Annotated in this window: 13 protein-coding genes; 1 reads left to right on the top strand and 12 read right to left on the bottom strand. The window is 58.0% G+C overall.

All coding sequences use genetic code 11. The features are described from left to right. Positions 1-470: 470 nt before the first annotated feature. Positions 471-3,734 (top strand): DUF6797 domain-containing protein, encoded by a 3,264-nt coding sequence (locus tag HFP54_RS20325; RefSeq protein ID WP_235952129.1) that lies wholly within the window; start codon positions 471-473, stop codon positions 3,732-3,734. A gap of 24 nt (positions 3,735-3,758) precedes the next feature. Here the strand turns inward: HFP54_RS20325 and HFP54_RS20320 are convergent, their stop codons facing one another. From HFP54_RS20320 to HFP54_RS20265, 12 genes are all read right to left on the bottom strand, one after another. Beyond that, a complete protein-coding gene (locus HFP54_RS20320) occupies positions 3,759-4,310 on the bottom strand; it encodes an NUDIX domain-containing protein (RefSeq protein WP_168566575.1) in 552 nt (183 codons plus the stop codon). Beyond that, positions 4,307-6,313 (bottom strand): ABC transporter ATP-binding protein, encoded by a 2,007-nt coding sequence (locus tag HFP54_RS20315; protein WP_168566574.1) that lies wholly within the window; start codon positions 6,311-6,313, stop codon positions 4,307-4,309. Before HFP54_RS20315 ends, HFP54_RS20320 begins: the two co-directional genes overlap by 4 nt. 331 nt (positions 6,314-6,644) lie before the next feature. Next, positions 6,645-8,075, bottom strand: a complete 1,431-nt coding sequence (locus tag HFP54_RS20310) for an NAD(P)/FAD-dependent oxidoreductase (protein WP_168566573.1) — start codon at positions 8,073-8,075, stop codon at positions 6,645-6,647. A 50-nt stretch (positions 8,076-8,125) separates the two neighbouring features. Further along, positions 8,126-8,932: a glycosyltransferase gene (locus tag HFP54_RS20305; RefSeq protein ID WP_146416448.1), complete on the bottom strand. Its 807-nt coding sequence runs from the start codon at positions 8,930-8,932 to the stop codon at positions 8,126-8,128. Positions 8,933-9,174: 242 nt separating this feature from the next. Further along, entirely contained in the window at positions 9,175-10,584 is a 1,410-nt protein-coding gene (locus HFP54_RS20300; protein WP_168566572.1) for a glycosyltransferase family 87 protein, read from the bottom strand. Positions 10,585-10,889: 305 nt separating this feature from the next. Further along, positions 10,890-11,669, bottom strand: a complete 780-nt coding sequence (gene trpC, locus HFP54_RS20295; RefSeq protein WP_168566571.1) for an indole-3-glycerol phosphate synthase TrpC — start codon at positions 11,667-11,669, stop codon at positions 10,890-10,892. A 71-nt stretch (positions 11,670-11,740) separates the two neighbouring features. Further along, complete coding sequence (gene purH / locus HFP54_RS20290) at positions 11,741-13,321, bottom strand: bifunctional phosphoribosylaminoimidazolecarboxamide formyltransferase/IMP cyclohydrolase (RefSeq protein WP_146416357.1); 1,581 nt, start codon at positions 13,319-13,321, stop codon at positions 11,741-11,743. A 110-nt stretch (positions 13,322-13,431) separates the two neighbouring features. Further along, positions 13,432-14,244 carry a thioesterase II family protein gene (locus HFP54_RS20285; protein ID WP_168566570.1) on the bottom strand — a complete coding sequence of 271 codons (813 nt, stop codon included), beginning with the start codon at positions 14,242-14,244 and terminating at the stop codon, positions 13,432-13,434. 98 nt (positions 14,245-14,342) lie between these two features. Next, a complete protein-coding gene (hisF, locus tag HFP54_RS20280; RefSeq protein ID WP_146416355.1) occupies positions 14,343-15,110 on the bottom strand; it encodes an imidazole glycerol phosphate synthase subunit HisF in 768 nt (255 codons plus the stop codon). A gap of 202 nt (positions 15,111-15,312) precedes the next feature. Continuing rightward, the gene (locus HFP54_RS20275; protein WP_168566569.1) at positions 15,313-16,212 is read right to left on the bottom strand and encodes a fructosamine kinase family protein; all 900 of its coding nucleotides are present in this window, start codon (positions 16,210-16,212) and stop codon (positions 15,313-15,315) included. Between the two features lie 19 nt (positions 16,213-16,231). After that, positions 16,232-17,314 carry a transglutaminase family protein gene (locus HFP54_RS20270; protein WP_235952104.1) on the bottom strand — a complete coding sequence of 361 codons (1,083 nt, stop codon included), beginning with the start codon at positions 17,312-17,314 and terminating at the stop codon, positions 16,232-16,234. Next, a complete protein-coding gene (locus HFP54_RS20265; protein ID WP_168566568.1) occupies positions 17,311-20,013 on the bottom strand; it encodes a circularly permuted type 2 ATP-grasp protein in 2,703 nt (900 codons plus the stop codon). Before HFP54_RS20265 ends, HFP54_RS20270 begins: the two co-directional genes overlap by 4 nt. Positions 20,014-20,024: the final 11 nt, after the last annotated feature.

Raw genomic sequence — 20,024 nt, 5'->3', positions numbered from 1 at the left:
CAGCCGATTAGCGGGCCGGTAATCCACCCTCTTTCAGCGGCCAGTCTAAGGTGCACTGCCCGCCCAAACCTTGACGATCGGTCCATCGAATAGCACGATGGTGCCATGGTCCGTAGGTTCGGCATCCGTGCAGAAAACGAGTTTACGGGAAGCTCAGGCCCCGTGCGCGGTTGTTTCCGCCTGAGCGGTGATGGCTCGAAGCATTCAAAGCTGGACTTGTTTGACGCAGGCACCTGCGATCGAGATTTATCGACCGACGTATCCGCATAACGCTTTCATCGTCTCGTCGACGAACAAAACAGAACACGTCGTGATCGCATCATTCGGATGTGATTTTCCAATCGGCCGGCGCGTTGGCTGGTTGCAAACGTGTGGCAATCGGACGTCTGACTGAGCGGTCGTGTACGATGCGAGCAATCATTGGGGGTGATTGTCCCGGTCCTGCGCAAGGTTTGGTTCCGTTGTTGCTTATGTCCTGTCAACGTCGATCTGTTTGGTCGCTACTTGTTTGTCTTTCGGTCGCGATGTTGCCGGCCGGTCTTTCCGCCGTGGAGACCTTCGAAGACGAGTTACTTGATCAACCGATCGCAACGATCGCCGCACGTGCTCGGGTCCTGGGAGATCCGATTCGCGGTTATCAGTTGTTTCACCGGTCTGGGCTTAGTTGCGTTCAATGCCACCCGACCAACGGCGGCGAAGAACTTCTGGGACCCGATCTGTCCCGGATGCAGCAGCGTTCGTCGTACGCGCACGTGATTCAGTCTGTGCTTCGTCCCGACGCCGTTGTGACCGAGGGATTTCAATCGGCCACACTTTTGCTGGACAGTGGTCAGGTCGTCCGCGGAATCGTCCGCGGCGAAACGGACGACGCATTGCGGCTTGCCATTCCGGGGCAAACGAAGTTACAGGCGATTGCCAAGGAAGAGGTGGAAGAACGTCTGACCGGAAAGTCGCTGATGCCCGGTGGGTTGGTCAACCAGTTGTCGGACGAATCACAGTTTTACGATTTGGTCGCTTACGTGGTCGGTCTTGGATCGGGATCGTCGTCCGTCGATCACGTGGACGTAAGCCAACAGAACACTGCTGCGGATGCTCCGATTCCGTTGCCTGAATATGAATCGGACCTGAATCACGCGCTGTTGATTCGCCAATGGGATGACGATTCTTTTCAACGCGGAAAAGTCGTCTATCAGTCATTGTGTATCAACTGTCACGGTGATCATCAGCAACCGGGGTCGTTGCCCAATGCGTTGCGTTTCGCATCGGGAGTGTTCGCCAACGGTGGTGATCCATATTCGATGTACCGTACGCTGACGCACGGGTTCCGCATGATGATGCCGCAGCGGCAATTGGTGCCACGGGAAAAATACGATGTCATTCATTACATCCGCGAAGCCTATCTGCGTCCACACAATGAATCCCAGTACTCGCGGGTGGATGAAGCCTATTTGCATTCGCTGCCTAAGGGGGGACGCACCGGACCGAACGCGGAGCAACGTCAACCGTGGCGTGAAATGGACTATGGCCCGTTCTTGATCAATACGTACGAAGTCACCGGTCCGGATACCGGGCCACGTCCTGGGATCACGAGAGAAGAACGACAACGAGCAGCGGAACAGAATCGCCCGCCGCAAGAAGTTTGGCCCGACAGTACTAACTTTGCCTACAAGGGGATTGCGATTCGTTTGGACACTGGCGACGGAGGGGTTTCCGCGGGTCGCCAGTTCGTCGTTTTTGATCACGACACGATGCGTGTTGCCGGTGCTTGGACGGGCGACGGTTTCATCGACTGGCGCGGGATCCTGTTCAATGGGAATCACGCGGTCACGCCGCGAACGGTCGGCCAGCTCCATTTCGGCAATCTGCCAGCACCCGGCTGGGCACATCCGATCAACGGCACCTTGGACGATCCACGTCTTCGTGGAAAAGATGGCCGCGCTTACGGCCCGATGCCAAAAGACTGGGTTCGGTATCGAGGGCTGTATCGTCACCCCGAACGAATCGTGGTTTCCTACCAAGTCGGTGACACCAATGTGTTGGAATCGCACGACGCGAAGACGGTCAGTGACGTTGTGATGTGGCAACGGATTTTGAACGTCGGACCTACGGCAACCGAGTTATTGATGCGTGTGGCACCCACGGACCAAGTGGACGTGACGGTGCATCCGCAATTGGATTTGATTGATGTCCGGGGTGATTGGTTCGTCCGTGTTCCCGTGTCTGAGAAGCCGCTACGGTTCGTGGTCAATATCACCAAAAAGGGTGGCATGCCGACGGACCCAAGCATTGCCCAACCCAACGACGTGATCGATCTAAGCGAGTTTACCGATGGTGGATCGCCGAAAGAGCCCGAACGTTGGACGACCAAAATTGAAACCGGCAACCGCGATCTTGCGTTTTCAGTTGACACGCTGACCCGTCCTCTTGCGAATCGCTATCGCAGTCGACTGCGGCTGTCGGGCTTAGATTTTGTTGACGAAGATACTCTGGTGGTTTGTTGCTGGGACGGCGACGTTTGGACCGTACGGGGGATTACCAACGGAAATGGGTCCGTTCAATGGCGTCGTATTGCGACGGGGTTGTTTCAGCCTTTGGGGATCAAGCTGATTGGCGATCGAATCTATGTCGCCTGTCGCGATCAGATCGTGATTTTGAACGATTTGAACGACGACGGAGAAACCGATTTCTACGAATGTTTCAACTGTGACCACCAAGTGACGGACCACTTCCACGAATTTGCGATGGGGCTTCAGTGCGACGACCAGGGCAACCTCTACTATGCCAAAAGTGCCCGCCATGCTCGTGATTCGCTGGTTCCCCAACATGGAACGCTGTTGAAGGTCAGCGCTGATGGCGAATCGACGGAAATCCTTGCCAACGGCTTTCGTGCCGCCAACGGCGTTTGTCTCAACGACGACGGTTCCTTCTTTGTCACCGATCAAGAAGGCCATTGGAATCCAATGAACCGGATCAATCGCGTCGAGCCAGGAAAGTTCTATGGCAACATGTATTCCTACGGTGCGCCGGATGATTCCAGCGATGATGCGATGGAACCGCCACTGTGCTGGCCGAACAAGATGTTCGACCGATCACCCGCTGAATTGTTGTGGGTCGACAGTCCGAAATGGGGCAAGCTGAATGGCAGTCTGCTGAGCTTGTCGTACGGCTATGGGAAGATCTTTTTGGTGCCCCACGAACAGGTCGGTACCGTGTGGCAGGGCGGCATGTGCGAATTGCCCATTGACCGTTTTCCGACCGGGATCATGCGGGGGCGTTTTCATGCCGCTGATGGTCAGCTGTACGTTTGCGGTTTGCACGCTTGGGCAAGCGACCAAAGCGAACAAAAGGGCGGGCTGTATCGCGTGTGTGCAACCGATCGCCCGGCTCATTTGCCGATCGGGTTGGCGGCACATCGTGACGGCATCACATTGACCTTCACCGATCCGGTGGATCCCGCGGTCGCCAAAGATCCACGACAATACATGGTCGATACGTGGACACTGAAGCGAACGTCCAACTATGGATCGCGACTGTACGACGAACAATCGTTGGAGATTGATGAAATTCAGATTTCCGACGATGGACGCCGGGTGACGCTGGGGTTGCCCGACATTCAGCCAACTTGGTGCATGCAGATTTCCTACAAGCTGGCCGACGCGCAGGGTGTTCGCTTTTTGGGTACGGTGCAAAACACCGTCCACGCGTTGTCCAAACAGGATCCGCCCATGCGGTGACCGTCATCACGATGACGATGCTGGTCAGCGGATGCGATCCGCCATCAAGATCAGCAGGCAGCTGGGGGCATGGGTGATTTCGCTGCGAAGAACCTTTTCCACCGCGTCGGCCAGTGGGATGCGAACGCAGCGGATCAGTTCGGTGCCCTCGGGGGCCGCTTGTTCATGCCGAATATCTTCAGCTAGATAAAGCTTGGTCGGTGAAACGACACTGGCCGTGAACGGATCACAGACGCCCAGATCGGTCCAGCGATTGGCAACGATACCGATCTCTTCCTTCAACTCACGACGTGCGGTCGACTCGGCGTCTTCGCCCGGTTCGATACCGCCACTGACCGATTCCAAAGTCACACGTCCCACGCCGTAGTGAAACTCTTCGGTCAGATAGACGTCCCGATTTTGATCGATCGCTAGAACCGACACGCCGTGCTTTAGATGCACCACACTGTGGGTGCCCGGCTTTCCATCGGGGCGTGTGACTTCATCACGACAAACCCGAATCCATGGGTCCTGATAGACCGTGGCGGATTGGTTGATGGTCCAAGGGCCGTGCCGTCGTGGGGTCGATTGGCTCATGCGGCTCGTTCAATCTCGCCGCCGCAAAGGCTTTGATAGAAGCGGTTGGATCGGATCAATTCCTGGTGTTCGCCATCGCCGGAAATCTTTCCAGATTCCATGACGATCACCCGGTCGGCCAACGCCAACGTTGACGGACGGTGCGTGATCATGACGCCGGTACGTCCGTTCAAGAATTGTTCCAATGCCTTATGGATCAGTTGTTCGCTTTCGGTGTCGATCTGGCTGGTGGCTTCGTCCAGGATCAGAATATCGGGGTCACGCAGGAAAGCTCGGGCCAACGCGATGCGTTGCATCTGGCCGCCCGACAATCGGCTGGCATTGCTGCCGACACCCAATCGTGTCTGATAACCAAACGGTGTCTTTTCACGAATGAATTCGTCGGCAAATGCCAGCTTGGCGGCACAGACGACTTCGTCTTTGGTCGCCGAGGGCGTGCCATAGCGGATATTATTTTCAATCGTGTCGTCGAACAGGATGGTTCGCTGGGTGACCAAGGCCAAGCGACGACGCACATCGCGACACCGCATTTCGGTGATCGGTACATCATTCAACAAGACCCGACCGGATTGCGGGTCATCAAATCGGCACAGCAGGCTGATCAACGTGCTTTTTCCGCAACCGTTGGGACCAACAATCGCGATCGTTTCTCCGTGACGTACCGTCAAGTCCAGCCCACGCAGAACCATGGGACCGGACGGATACTGATAGCGAATTTTCTCGAAGGTCAGCGTGTGATGGGGGCGTGGCGCGGACTTGGGTTCGGCCACATCGTGAACGCGAGTCGGCTGATCGATGATGTCGAACACCCGCGTCGATGCGGCGATTCCCGACTGCAGTGAACTCCAGACGTCCGCCAACTTTTTCGCCGGGTCGGTGGCACCGATCAAGAATCCAAAGAACAAGATGATTTCGGTCCGATCCAGCGGCAACATGCTCATCCGGATCCCGAACAGGTGTGTCTGTTGATTGATCGCCAAGTAACCACCGGCAAGCACGGCAACGGTGATCACTGCCATGCCGATCAACTCGGTGACGCTACGGGCCAGCGAATTGTAGAAGCCGACTTTCAGCGACTTGCGGAAGTAGGATGAGATGCGATGTTGGAACTTTGCACGTTCCTTGGCTTGCGTATTGAACGCGCGAATGATCCGGATGCCGGCGAATGAATCGTTTAGCACGCCATAAAGTTGGCTCATTTCTTCCATCGTTCGGCGGCTGGCTCGACGGATGGCCCGGCTTAGGTAGTGGATGACCAGAGCCACCAGAGGCGTGATGATCATGACGACCAACAGCAGACGCCAGCAAACCCAAGCGGCACCGGCCAAACAAGCGATCAGCTTCAACGGTTCACGCAGCAACCGGCCGAGAATCACACCGATACCGCCAGCGGCCACGGAGATATCGTTGGTCAATCGAGAGGTCAAACTGGCCGAACCGTGTTCGCCGAACTGATCCAAATCCAGATGAAGCGATTTACGGAAAAAGATGGCCCGCAGTTTCATCGATGTCTGTTCGGTCACATACTGCACGAGCAACAGATTGGACATCAAGGCGGCCAGCTTGATGCACGTCCCGATCATCAACAAACCGATCAGCCAGATTAGCGTGGAATAGGGATCCGTCGGCGCGTAGCGATCGATGTAGGGTCGAATGTTGTTGAGCCAATCGATCGTCTGGGCGTACGCATCACGGACGCCGATGTCATTTTGCAATGATCGGGTCAACCGTTTGACATCGTCTTCGGCTTCCGTGGCCGCCAATTGCTGCCGCGTGTCGGCAATTTTGGCGTCCAATTCGTCGATTTTCTCGGTGGTCGCCGCCATTTCGATCTCGGCGTACTGCGACAGCGTGTGGCCTTCGAAAACCACTTTGATCAGGGGGCCCAAGGTGGCAATGTTCGCGCCCCACAGCGATGCGATGATCCCGGCGGTGATCACAATCATGATCATCGCCGAGTGATGGCGGGCGGCAATCAGCAAGACGCGGCCGAAGTCTTTCATCGCGGTTCGTGTCGTCCTTGACGCAGGTTGCATTGGAATGGGTGGCAGTCGACGCGCACCCGACGGGTCCGTTGGTTCAATGACCCATGGCTTGTAGCGAAGTCGACCACCCAGGACCAGTCGGATTCCGGTCGGGGGATATCAAGCCAAGAAACTCCGGCGTCGCCCACCACGTAGGGGAGCGGAAAAACCGGGCGGAAAGAAATTGACTGGACTCGGCAAGCTTGCCGCGGCGTGTTTCACCGCGATCGGTTTCACGCTTCGGTCCGACCGCTTGCGGATCCGTCTGTATCACGCTGCGGCAAGACTTCACCACGGCTTGCGGTGGTCGCTACACCGCCGATTCGGCGAGCGGTCGTTCGTCGACCACGGGTTTGGGATTGCTGCCCAGACCACAACGCCGCTGGAAATCTGGCCACACCGATTCGTCCAGCAATTCTTCGCCAAGGGTGATCGTCTCGTTGACGTTCAGATTTCCTTTGACGATGTGAGCCGAGTTGAGTGCGTAGAAACCTGGAACCGACGTGACCACCGGCGGTAATCGAGTGCTGTAGTCGACGGTCGACAACGCGGCAACGTATTTCGCACGGCTGACTTTGAAGTCAACGACGTCGTCGCGGCTGAAGTGATCGTACATCTTTTCCAATGTCGACAAACACTTTTCCCGGTAATCTTCGTCCGACTCGTTGAGCCCCGGATGATCGTCGGGCAAGTACTTGGGCAGGTAAACCAAATGGTGGCCACCTAGTTCCTGCTGTGGGTCCACGATGGTGGACATTTCGATCACCGCGGTCAGCGGGACCCAAGTGTCGGTGATGTTCGTGACGTAGTACTGGCTGATCGGTTTTTTTAGCAGCATCGATGCACACACGACACCCAAGTATCGGATGTTCGCATGCCGCGATTTTTCTTCCGCGGTCAGACCGGGACACGTCTTCGCGATCAGGGGCGACGCGATGGTCGACACCACGTTGTCAAAGTGTTCTTGGGTGCCGTTGGCAAACGTCACGTCCAAACCACCCCCATCGGTCGAACGGATTTCGCCCACCGGGTGGCCGGAAAGCAGTCGTACGCCACGCTCGGTCAACGTTTCCGCCAAGCGATCCAAGACCCGTGCATAGCCGCCGGGGACATATCCGAACATCTCGGTTTTCATGCCGCTGCGGCGGGCTTTGTACATTCGTGCGGTGTGAGCCCAAATGAACGCGGCGGAAGTTTGCGGATAGGCTTCGCCCAGCTTGGCCTTCAGCAACGGTAGCCAGATCTTTTCAAAGACTCGGTTCCCCGACCAACGACGCAGCCATCGTTCAACGGTCAGCTTTTCCAACCGTCGCCAGTTTCTGATTTTTGACGCATAAAAAATCGTTCCGCCCAGCCGCAGCTTTTGAATCAAATTTAGCGGGGGGAACCGCAGAAATTCCGCGGTGTTGCTCATCGAAAGCAGTGCGCCATCGGTGTAGAAACCGGTTTTGGTTTCCACCCATTGCATTTCACTTTCCAAACCGATTTCAGAAAGCAGATCACGCAACTTGGTGTCGCTAAGCAGCGTGACGTGATAGAAGCGATCCCAGACCACGTCGCCCAGCTGCCAAGCACTGGTCAGACCACCGAACTGTGGTGCCGCCTCGGCGACCGTTACCTTCTGGCCACGCTTGACCAAGTCCAGTGCCAATTTCAATCCCATCACACCGCCGCCGACCACCAGCCAGTGTTGTTGTGATGGACGGGACGTAGAGGGGTCAACGTCGTTGATGCGATTCATCGGCTGATGGAGTACGCGTGTGAATGAACGTCTGGCTTCCGACGCAACACTTACTTTGACGCGCCGCCAAAGCGGTGACGCCCCAGCATTTTCAGCGTCAACCAAATGGTGCGGAACACGCGCATTTTGCTGTCACCACCCTTTTGGTCATAACGTAAACGCAGCGGTGCTTCGCCGAACAAACAACCTTGCTTGCGAAGCTTCAACAGCACATCGGCCATGCAAGAGAATCCTGTTTCGCCGACAAAGTCATCACCGTACCTGGCGAAAGCATCACGGATCACACCGGCACGATAGGCACGGAAACCGGATGTGTAATCGCGGACGCCGCGTGTGGGAAACAGCATCGTGAACAGCACTCGTGCGCCGACGCTTAAGAAATGCCGTTCGATCGGAACTCCCACGACTCGGGCACCAGGCTGGAAACGTGATGCGATGACGACATCACATCCTTCGTGGATCATGCGGACCATTCGATCGATCAGGCCCGGTGGATGCGTATTGTCCGCGTCCATCGTGATGATGATGTCGCGTTCGCCGGCGCGATCGACAGCCTCGCGTAATCCATCACGCAACGTGATGCCCAAGCCTTGATTGACTTTGTGTTGGACCACGTGGACCGGCATTTGATAAGACATCTGCGCCGCGATGCGGGCGGTGTCATCGGCGCTACCATCGTCGACTATGACGACTTCGTACGGCAGGCCGCTGTCGGCGAACGCTTCGCCCACACGCTCCAACAGTTCCGGCAACGCTTCTTCTTCGTTATACGCCGGCAGAGCCAGAAACACTTTGGAAGGTCGGAAACGGATCGACTGGTGAGAATCCGTCGCGGCGCGGGGCGACGTGGTCGGCATTCCGACGACTGAATCGGATGGATCTGGAGGCAACGGCTTGGGCATCTGACAATTGGCTAAACAAGGTGTGTCACAACAAAGCTGCGGGCAATCTACAGTCGCGTAATTCCGCCACGCCGTCCGTAGTCAGTGTCACCTCTGTCCGCACAAATGCCCCGATTTGACTGATTTCCGACCGCTTTCCGGACGGAGGTGGTGCCGCTGTGGGTGCCCAGTCTAACTGCGGTTTTCCGCATCACAAGTTATAGGGAATCGCCCGACTGTGCTGGTTCTGAGTGTCCGGCCGTTTCGGACGGCAACGATGGCTTGGCAATCGGGCGACGAGGCCAACCTAAGACCGAGAGAGCAACCATTAACACCGTCAGACCGACACCGCTGACGCCAGTGACCACTCCGAAGGCCGGGCCACTGAATCCATCAAACTTCATCAAAAACCAACGTGTGGAAAGAACGTTGAAAAGTGGAATGAACATCAACGTCACAAGAAAACCGCGGGCCGCCGGCGACATCAACGACCAGGGGCGGCGCAGCGCCGCGATGACGGCGGTCGCCGGCAGGACCAGCAACAGGGCGTCATAAGACTGGTGGTACACCGAAACCAACGATGTCACCAGAATCAGAGCACCGGTCAGCCCCCCAAGGCCGTCGTCAATCCCGCTTTGTCGGCGTCGGTGTAACACCCACATCGGCCCGGCCAGCAAGAGCCCCATGACACCCAAATGAGTCGCATCACCGGGATTCAAGTTTCCCCACTTGGCGATGACCGCAAGCAGGTCCAGACGCGTCCAGGAGAAGAACGGGGATTCGTCGACTTGGCCCCGATGGGTCGCCTGTGTTTCAGCGATCTGATCCAACAAGTTCTGAAATCCTGCGGCGATGTCGCCACCACCTTGGTGTGATGCCAACCACAGCAACGGCAACACGGCCATGACGACGCTGATCGCGGCACCATAGATCAGTGATTTTCGGTTACCACGGGCCAGAAGCAAAAATCCGATGGGAAGGATATAGGTCGGCTTGGCACTGACGACGGCCAACGCCAACGCCGCTTTCCAGGGCGAACGGTCGCCCCAATGGATCGCAAGAAACGTCGCCAAAATCAGTTCCAAAGTGAAGTAGCCGTTGAAGATCGTGACGTGTCCGCTGCGCGTCACGCTCATCGCAAAAGCGATCACCAACAGCGCATCCAAACGATGCGGCCGACCGGCCTGGGCTGCGATCACCCCGGCGATCCACAACAACAACAGCAAGTTGATCCCGGTGAAGACGGCTTCGGCCGCGTGCAAGGGCAGCCAAGTCAGCGGTGCATGCAACACCAGAATGCCGGGCGAAAAGAACGGGATCGGACGTTCCACCGGGAACCGTGCGACATAGTCTTGCCCGTAAGGACTGATGCCTGACATCAGCGACATCGCCGGGAAATAGACACCGTTATGGAAGTCACACAGGCCTTGCTTGCTGGCGTCAAACGGTCCGGGCGTTTGGTATTGAACGACGATGCGAACAACGGTCAGCGCGAACGTCAACGACAACATCAACCCCGCAGCGAGTGCGACGGTCGGTCGACCGATGCACCAATTCGCGGTTTCTGCGTTGTGCTGGATTCGGTCCGGTGGCGAGGCGGATTCGCTGACGGTCGACGACCAGGCCAAAGTGGAAGCCTTTGGATGCGCGGGGGATGTGCCAAGACAGGGGGCTGACGACAAAAAACCAAGCAGGGGCAACCGGCCGCTGAGGCGGCACCCTAGCATCGCGAGGGGAATGCTGTCGTCGGCGTCTAGTGTCGTTGCCGCCGCCGGCGGACTCCACCCTGAAACCTAGCGAGGTTCCAGTGATTCGCGTGCTGCAATCGATAAAACCGCTACCACCGTAGCGTCACGTGATGGTCACGGCGTTGCCGCGATTGTTTGAAGTGCCACCCGACGGGACGCGCGTCCGTCACGGGCCGAGATCCGATTCAGCGACCCAGCAGGGCTTCGGTTGCGGCACGGATGTCGGCTTGTCGCATCAACGATTCGCCGACCAAGACCGCTTTGACACCGCCCTGGCCCAGCATCTGGACGTCATCATGGGTGCGAATACCGCTTTCGGCCACCAGCAACCGGTCCTCGGGGATGACCTGTCGCATTCGCAGGGTGTGATGCAGGTCTGTTTTGAAAGTCTTCAAGTCGCGGTTGTTCACGCCCACCAGCTTGGTACCGGTATCCAGCACGGAATCCACGTTTTCGGGGTCGAACAATTCGATCAGGGTGTGCATCCCCAATTCAGCCGCATGATCGTGCAGATCCTTCAGCTGGCTTGGATCCAAACATTCGGCGATCAGCAACACGCAGGACGCACCGGCGGCGCGGGCCTGAAGAAGCTGGTAGGTATCAACAATGAAATCCTTACGCAGCACAGGCAACTGGACGACATCGGCGACCTGGTGCAGGTAGTCCAACGATCCTTGAAAGAACGGTTCGTCGGTCAGAACGCTCAGGCAACTGGCACCGCCGCTTTGATAGGCACGCGCGATTTCAATGGGATCAAAGTCTTCACGAATCATTCCCGCCGACGGACTGGCCCGTTTGACTTCGGCGATCAAGTTCACGTCGGGTCCGGCTGCCAATGCGGCATAGAAATCCAGACAGGGACCCCGCCGGTCGATGGCATCGCGGAGTTGCGACTCGGAGACTTTGGAACGATCGCGCTCAATGGTTTCACGCGTCCGGGCGACGATCGTTTCAAGAATGTTCATCGTGAGGTTGGCTGGGGATGCGGACCGATGCGATTGGCTTGCCGTGGTGCCCCGCCGGCACATTTGCTGAATCAGTGTTTAAAGTGACGCCGACCGGTCAGCACCATCGGCAAATCATGTTCATCGCACGCTTCGATCACTTCATCGTCGCGACGTGAACCCCCGGGCTGGACGATGGCAACCACACCGGCATCGGCGGCGGCTTCGATCGAATCGGGAAATGGAAAGAACGCATCGCTGGCCAGCACCGAACCGGCGACGCGATCGCCAGCCTTTTTGATGCTGATTTCCACGCTGTCCACGCGGCTCATCTGCCCCGCCCCGACGCCGACCAATGACGTGTCGCGGGCCAGCACGATCGCGTTGCTTTTGACGTGACGGACCATTTCCCAAGCGAAGGAGATGTCGTCCCACATTTCACTGGGGACTTGTGCCTCGGTGGCCGTCTTCCATTGCAGTGGTGCGCTGGTCATGCGGTCGGCATCTTGAACCAGCATGCCACCGCTGATGAATCGTTTCGCCAGCCCGCTGGGTTGATCATCCAAACGACCGACTTGCATCAAGCGGACGTTGTCTTTCCAGCGCGGTTTGGACGTCAGCAAGCCGACCGCGCCGGCCTGGAAATCGGGCGCGACGATCGCTTCGATGAACAGCCCCGGTTGGCAAAGCAGTTCAGCGGTTTCCACGTCGACGGTGCGGTTGAAACCCAGCACGCTGCCGAAGGCCGAAAGCGGATCACCGTCCAAAGCCTTTTGACAGGCATTGGCGAGTTTCGCGTCCGTTGCCGCACCGCAAGGATTATTGTGCTTGATCACCGAAACGGCTGGTTGGGCGAAACCGCGAACGATCTCCAGGGCCGAATCCAGATCCAACAGGTTGTTGTACGAAAGTTCTTTGCCGCTGATTTGACGCGCTGCGACCAGGTTGGCCGAACGGACCGACGGGTCCAAGTAAAGCGCCGCACGTTGGTGTGGGTTTTCCCCGTATCGCAACTGTGATTTGCGTCGCAGGGTCAGGTGCATCGATGCCGGGAAATCACCGCTGATCGATTCGCCCAGCATGTAATCGGCGATCGCGCGATCATAGGTCGCGGTGTGATCAAAAGCCTCGGCGGCAAGCTGCTTTCGCAAATCGACGGTCGTTCCGCCGTGTTCTTGCAGTTGGTCCAGGATGTCGCCGTACTGTTCACTGCTGGTGGCCACCGCAACGTCGCGATGATTCTTGGCCGCCGCCCGCACCAAGCTGGGACCGCCGATGTCGATTTGTTCGATGCATTCTTCGCGGGTCGCACCGACGCGCGATGCGGTCGCCTCGAAGGGATAAAGGTTGACGACGACCAAATCGATCGGCTCGATGTCATGTTCCTGGATCGCATCGACGTGTTCATCGTTGTCGCGAATCGCCAAGATGCCGCCGAAAATCTTGGGGTGCAGCGTTTTGACGCGGCCGTCCAACATCTCGGGAAAACCGGTGTATTCGGCGACGTCCAAGACCTCCACACCGCACTCTTCCAAGTGACGCCGTGTGCCGCCGGTGCTGTAAATCGTTACACCGGCCCGTTGCAGCCCGGTCGCCAGATCAGCCAACCCCATTTTGTCGCTGACACTGATCAAGGCACTTTGAATGGGGACGACGTCCGACACTGGATTCATACTGCGGTGTTGGGGTAAACAAAAACGGCCAAAACGTTTGCGGCGCGCCGCCCACTGTGACCGAAGGCGCGGGAATCGGCAAGCTGTCCGGTGGATCGGGGCAGCGAAATTCAACGCGGTTCGGGCAAATCCCAGGCGGCCGCGGTGAAGACTTCCGCGATCCGCTGCAACGGGAAAAAGTGGTCACCCGGCAAAGTCTGCAGCCGCACCGGGGGCTCGGTGAACAAGTCCCACCGTTGGACATCCGCCAGACTGACCGCTCGGTCATCGGTACCGACCATCGCCGTGACCGGAACGGGCAATGCGGCCGCGTCCAAGTCTGGTCGATAGCGTTCCAGCAACCCTAGATCGCTTCGCAACCCTGGCACGAAATGCGACCACGTTTCGTCGTTGTCCAAAATCTCCGGCGGTACGCCACCGAACAGCTCGTCCACTTGTTGCATCAACGATCGGTCATCCAACGTGTGCAACTCGGTTTGGTGCGTCAATCGATCGGGGGCCGGAAACGACATCACGACCAGCCGCGCCGGCGAATGGCCCCCGTCGATCAATCGTCGTGTGACTTCGTAGGCCAACACCGACCCAAAGCTGTGGCCTAGTACGACGAAGGGAAGCTGACCAATTCCAAAGTCCTGCTGAAGGATCGCCGCGTACTGATCGGCCAGGGTGTGAAGTTCACCATCAAAGCGTTCGTCGATCGCGTCTTCACGCAGCGGTGTGACCGGCGTCAGCAGTCGGATATCGGGCAAACCCGCCGCCTCGATCCTATCGACCGACTGGCGAACGCGATGGGCCAGCGTATTGGATCCACCACCGGCATGATGAAACCAAACGCAATCGACCGTGGGATCCGAACCGCCCGTGTCGATCTGCCGGAACCTTGGTTGGTACGCTTTCAAAGTCGAATCCGGGTTGTCAGACATGGGGGATCGTGGGGTGCACCGATCGGTTCGACGACGGCTGGAGAGAGACGGACAAGTGGGAATGACCGACGACCGTGGGGTTTTGTTCGGGCAAAGTATCAGAGGCGAACGGGAACCCCGGCGTCACGCATGACGCGTTTGGTTTCTTCGATCGTGAATTGGCCAAAATGAAAGATGCTGGCGGCCAGCGCCGCGTCGGCTTTTCCTTTCAAGATCGCATCGGCCAGATGGCTCGGGTTCCCCGCCCCGCCGCTGGCCACCACTGGGATGTGCACGGCTTCGCTGACGGCCGAAGTGATGGGCAAGTCGTACCCGTCACAAGTGCCGTCGGCATCCATGCTGGTCAGCACGATTTCGCCGGCACCCAACGATTCGACTTCCTTCGCCCAAGCCACCGCTTCCAACCCGGTCGGTGTTCGGCCGCCGTTGATGTGCACTTCCCAAAACTCTTGTCCGTCGCGGTCGACACGTTTGGGGTCAATGTTGACGACGATGCACTGGCTGCCGAATCGGTCCGCCGCTTTGCGAACGAAGTCCGGGTCTTTGCATGCAGCGGAATTGATTGAGACCTTGTCGCACCCCGCTGACAACAGACTGCGAACGTCGTCGATGGTTCGGACGCCACCGCCGACGGTCAGCGGCATGAAGACCTGTTCGGCAGTCCTTCGAACCACGTCCAGGATGATGTCCCGTTCTTCGTGGCTGGCGGTGATGTCCAGATAGACCAGTTCATCGGCACCCTCAGCCTCATATCGCTGGGCGACTTCGACCGGATCACCGGCGTCACGCAGATTGACAAAGTTGGTGCCTTTGACGACGCGGCCTCCGTGGACGTCTAAGCAAGGGATCACTCGGGCGGCAAGCATGGCAGGGTCGTAATCGGCAGCGGCGCTGGAATCAAAAAACGAAATTCGGAAACATCAACGGGCCGGTGGATCCAAATTGATCCCAGTGGATCTGAATCAAAAGTCGGCCCGCAGGTTCGGACAACGTACCGCGAAAATCGGTCGGATCCCAGATCCCGCGATTCGGTGCCGATGCGTGGCCCCCGAACGGGAAATCGCCGGGCTATCGACCTCGCAGCACCATCGCTGCCGTCCGCTGGCACTGGGAAAGGTATCCACCGCCGAACAAATTCAAATGGTTCAGCAGATGATAAAGCACATACACCTGAACGCGGCGCCGCCATCCGTCGGCCAAGGGGCGAACGTCTTGATAAGCATCATAAAACTCGGGTGGACATGATCCGAACAGTTGGATCATCCCAAACTCCGCTTCGGCACACCCGCGGTACACCGCGGGGTCGATCAGCGCGACCCGCCCGCCGTCGGTGCACAAGTAATTGCCGCTCCACAAATCGCCGTGCAACAGACTGACGGTCGAATGACGTCCGGATAACAAATCATCCATGTGGTCAATGATTTTTTGGACGTCCGATATCAGTCGCGAATCTGACCATCCGTTTTCGATCGCAAGACTTAATTGGTGCCCGATGCGTTGTTGGGCGACAAAGGCCACCCAGCTTTCGCACGGTTGGTTCGGCTGGACCGTGGCACCCAAGAAATTGTCCCGGTGCCAACCGTGCCGGTCATCGGTCATCTCCGATGCGACGTGATGTTCGGCCAGGCGACGGCCAAACCCGGAAAAGAAATCGGCCGTCGGAGGTTCTGATGGGATCCAACGGGTGACCAGAAAGCTGTGGGATGCATCGATACCGGTCGCGATTGGTTCCGGGATGTGGATCACACCCGTCGATCGTAGCGCGTTCAAACCGTCCAATTCGCAGGCAAAGTTCTCCGCGAAGTCGACCGTGTTGGTTTTGACGAACCAGGTTTCCGGTTTGTCTTGATCGCTAATGCCTCGGACACAGACGGCGTCGCTGATGCAACCGCCACCCACCGAGTCGACTGAATCGATCCGGCGGATTTGCGGAACGTGCCGGGGCAACCAATCTTTCAACATCATCATCGATGGTGTCGGTTACGTGTTAGACTACTGCGACATCCACGCTGACATATAAATCGGCGGTTCCGCCGCCGATCGCGACGCCACGCATGGGGCTGACGTCGCGGTAGTCTCGCCCCAGACAAATCGGTATATGGTCACGACCCGCGATGCATCCGTTGGTCGGATCCAAATCCAACCAACCATGATCCAGGCCCATGAAGACACTGAGCCAAGCATGCGATTCATCGGCACCGACCAGTTTTTCTTTCCCCGGTGGTGGCAGCGTCCGCAGGTAACCGCTGACGTATCGTGCCGCCAGCCCCATCGATCGCAAGCATGCGATTTGGACTTGGGCGAAGTCTTGGCAGACACCCGCCTTCAAATCAAATGACTGGTGGACCGGCGTGTCCACGTTGGTTGCCGTGGTGTCGTACCGGAAATCGGCGTGAATGCGACGCGTCAGATCTTCCACCGCGTCGTACAACGATTCGTGCGCATCAAATGACGGCTGGGCGTACTGGCGGTACCGTGCACCGATCGGAATCACGGGTGATGCGAAACGAAACTCCGCGACGTCAAAGAGGGCCAGATCGATTGGTGTGGCCAAGTCGTCACAGACTTGTTTCCACCGAATGCCGCGCGCTTGATCGTTCCAAACCAGACTGGTCACTTGGACTTCGCTGTCCACGTCGACCACCAAGACGTCATGCAATGCTTCGATCGAAAACGTTTCGACTTCGTTGCCGAAGTAATCGATATGCGTTTCCTGGGAATCTGGGTTTGGCGAAATCGTGGTGCCGCTGCGCAACACTTGGACTGTCGGCAACGGACGCGGTCGCATCCGAAGTTGGTTTTGGCACACCGCGACAGGCCCGGCATAGCTGTACCGCGTCTGGTGACGAATGCGATACCGCACCGAGGTTTCCCCGGCGTCGGTCTGATCGGCAGGCGATGGATCGGCCGCCACGGGCGGTGTGGCCAAAGGCGGCGTTGTCGCGGATGTCGCCTGGCCGTTGCCCAATGCCGGAACGTTCTCTGGCAGAACCGGTTTGGCAGGATCCGGAACAGGGGCCTGGGCCGACGAGTCAGGGTTTTCTGGTGGCGGATCGGATGACTGCATCATGGTTGCGACGTCCCACGTGTCGTTGATGACTGGGATTGAGATTGGGACTGTGACGCCTGATCGGTTGTCGGGTCCGGTTGTGAATCGGTTGCCGACGCGTCGGCGGATCCACTTTCGGTGGTTCCCTCTGACGCATCAGGGCGATCGCGATAGCGAATCCCCGTCAGTTCTTGGGTTGTGGCGGTGTGGAAGAAGTACTGTGCGGCAATCGCGTCGGACAATCGCGGCAGTCCTTCGCTGATCCGCTGAAGTAAGATCTCCAATTGCTCGCGACGCTGGCCGTTGCTGACTCCCAACGCTTTGGGATTCGCCATTTCGACTTCGTGCAATAACGACTTGGCCTGCAACTGGTCGTCACGCAGGCTGGTCGAATTTGGGTCGCGTGGCAATTCGCTGACGAAACGGTCGATGTCCTTCAGTTGGAACGCCAAGGAACGTGGGTTACTGTCGTCGGTAACCAGCAAATCGATCACGGGGATCGGACGTACCAGGTTCATGTACCTGGCGTGATAGGTCATCAGGCTGTCGCTGGCTTCCAACACGGCTTCGAACACATTGCGTTCATTCTTGATCGTCGAAACGAGTCCCGCGGAAATCAATTCGATGGTCTGGTTGGTTCGTTCAATGCGACGGCCCAATTGCAAGAACCGCCATGCGTGGGTCCGGGTCATGCTGTCGCTAGACAGGCCGGCGAACGCCAACAGGTCGACCAACAATCGATTCAGCTTTTCGATCACAAAGCCGATGTCGCTGGTGGCCCGAGACGGACGACGGCTGAGTTCTTCGGCGACACGTTTGAGAACGCGATAGGCATCGGTCGACAATCGGTCGCGAACCGCCGTGGCGTTGGACACGACCAGCTTGGCGGCGGACTGAAGGCCTTCGGGTTGGATCGTGTCGAACACGCTTTCGGGCAACACGGTTTCCAACGATGGAAATGATCCGCCCAATTCGTCGATCGCATAATCGGGTTCGATTTGGCCGATGCCCGCCAACGCAGCGATCAATTGCGGGATCTCGCTTTGCCGTGACGTACTGCCTTCGCCCGCCAGACGACGCAAAGTGGTTCGCAACAGACGAGCGATCGATTCGCAGCGTTCGACATAACGACCGAGCCAAAACAGGTGTTCCGCAACGCGGCTGGATAGATCGCTGCCGCCCCGCTGAAGTTCAAGCGGCGAATTCGGATCGGGCAACAACGATACGTCCCACGCGGCGGGCTGTTCGTCGACGACCCAACAATCCATCGTCAGTTGGCCCGAGGTGGGCGATCGGAACATGCGGTTTTCTTCCGGATCGGCACGCGCCAAACCGCCCGGCAGAACTTCGACCTGATCCCCGTCCAAAATCTGAAACGAACGCAACGAAAAATGCCACGAACGAAATTTGCCTTCGTGCCAAACCGGCGTCGTCGCATGGTTCATTGTCTGTTGGGCGACGAAGGCGGCCGGGTTAGCCCGGATGCGACTGGCCAGTTCCGCTTTTTGATCCGATGACAGACTGCCGGCAAACTGGGGCGGTTCACGATCGATGACAAATGCCGGACGAATCATGAACTGGTCCAAGTTTGCCAAAACGTGTTCGCGTTCTTTCAAACCGCCGCACCAATACGTGTCGATGCTGGGCAGTTTTAGGTCTTCACCCAACAGGTGTTTGCACGCGGCCGGCAAGAATGGCAACAACGCCGGCATCTGGACCAGGGCACTTCCGATGGCATTTCCGATCGCCACACTGCCGCGTCGCACCATCCGCAATAAACCGGTGACGCCCTGCGCCGAATGCGGATCCAATTCCAGCGGATCACACTGTCGATCCGAAACGTGCCGCCAAACGACTTCGATCGGAACCAGTCCGCCCAAGGTGCGAAAATTTAACCGGTCGCCGCGGACCGCCAAATCGCTGCCCTGGACCAGCATGTACCCCAAGTAGCGGGCCAGATAAGCGTCCTCGAAATATCGATAGCTCTTTTCCCCCGGGGTCAACAAAGCGATCCGGGGATTCTCATGCATCCGCGGGGCCAACGATTGCAACCGCGACCGCAACTTGACGAAGAACGCGGCCACCCGACGGACGTTGCATTGCCGAATCAGATTGGACAAGGTCTGTGACGTGACGACACGGTTTTCCAACAGATAGCCCAGACCGCTGGGGGCCCGAGTGCGATCACCGACCACCCACCAGGATCCGTCCACACCGCGTGCCAGATCGGTTCCCGTGACGATCAGACGCTGGGCTTGGCCCGTGTCGTCGACTGCGACCGGCAATCCGTGATAGACCCGGCGAAAGGACGGGTTTTTCCAAAGCAGTTCGGGGGGCAAGATCCGCTGGCGGATCAAGGTTTGCGGCCCCAAAAGGTCATCCAAAACGGCTTCCAACAACCGGGCACGTTGCTGCAGCCCGACTTCGACGAATGACCAGGACGACGCATCGATCGCGTGGGGGACGGTCGCCAATTTCCAGGGTCGGCCGGGGCTGCGTTCGCCGTCGGTCGCGACGCTGGCGGTTTCGGCGGCCGAACGGAACGTCGCCCCGCTGTCGCGGATCATCATTTCCAGCTGGTTGGTCCGCTTGTCCAAGCCTGCCGGGCCGATCTGGGTGGACCAATCGACGATCGGCTGCCAGCCGCGACGGACGCTTCCGTCGGCCGATTTGCAGCCGTCAAAAAGCGCACCGCCGGGAAGATAGTCGGCAAGATTCAAGGGTCCGGTCG

The organism is Crateriforma spongiae (assembly GCF_012290005.1).
Taxonomy (GTDB): domain Bacteria; phylum Planctomycetota; class Planctomycetia; order Pirellulales; family Pirellulaceae; genus Crateriforma; species Crateriforma spongiae.
Note: the sequence above shows the minus strand (reverse complement) of the source record. Positions and strands in the feature narration are given on the sequence as shown.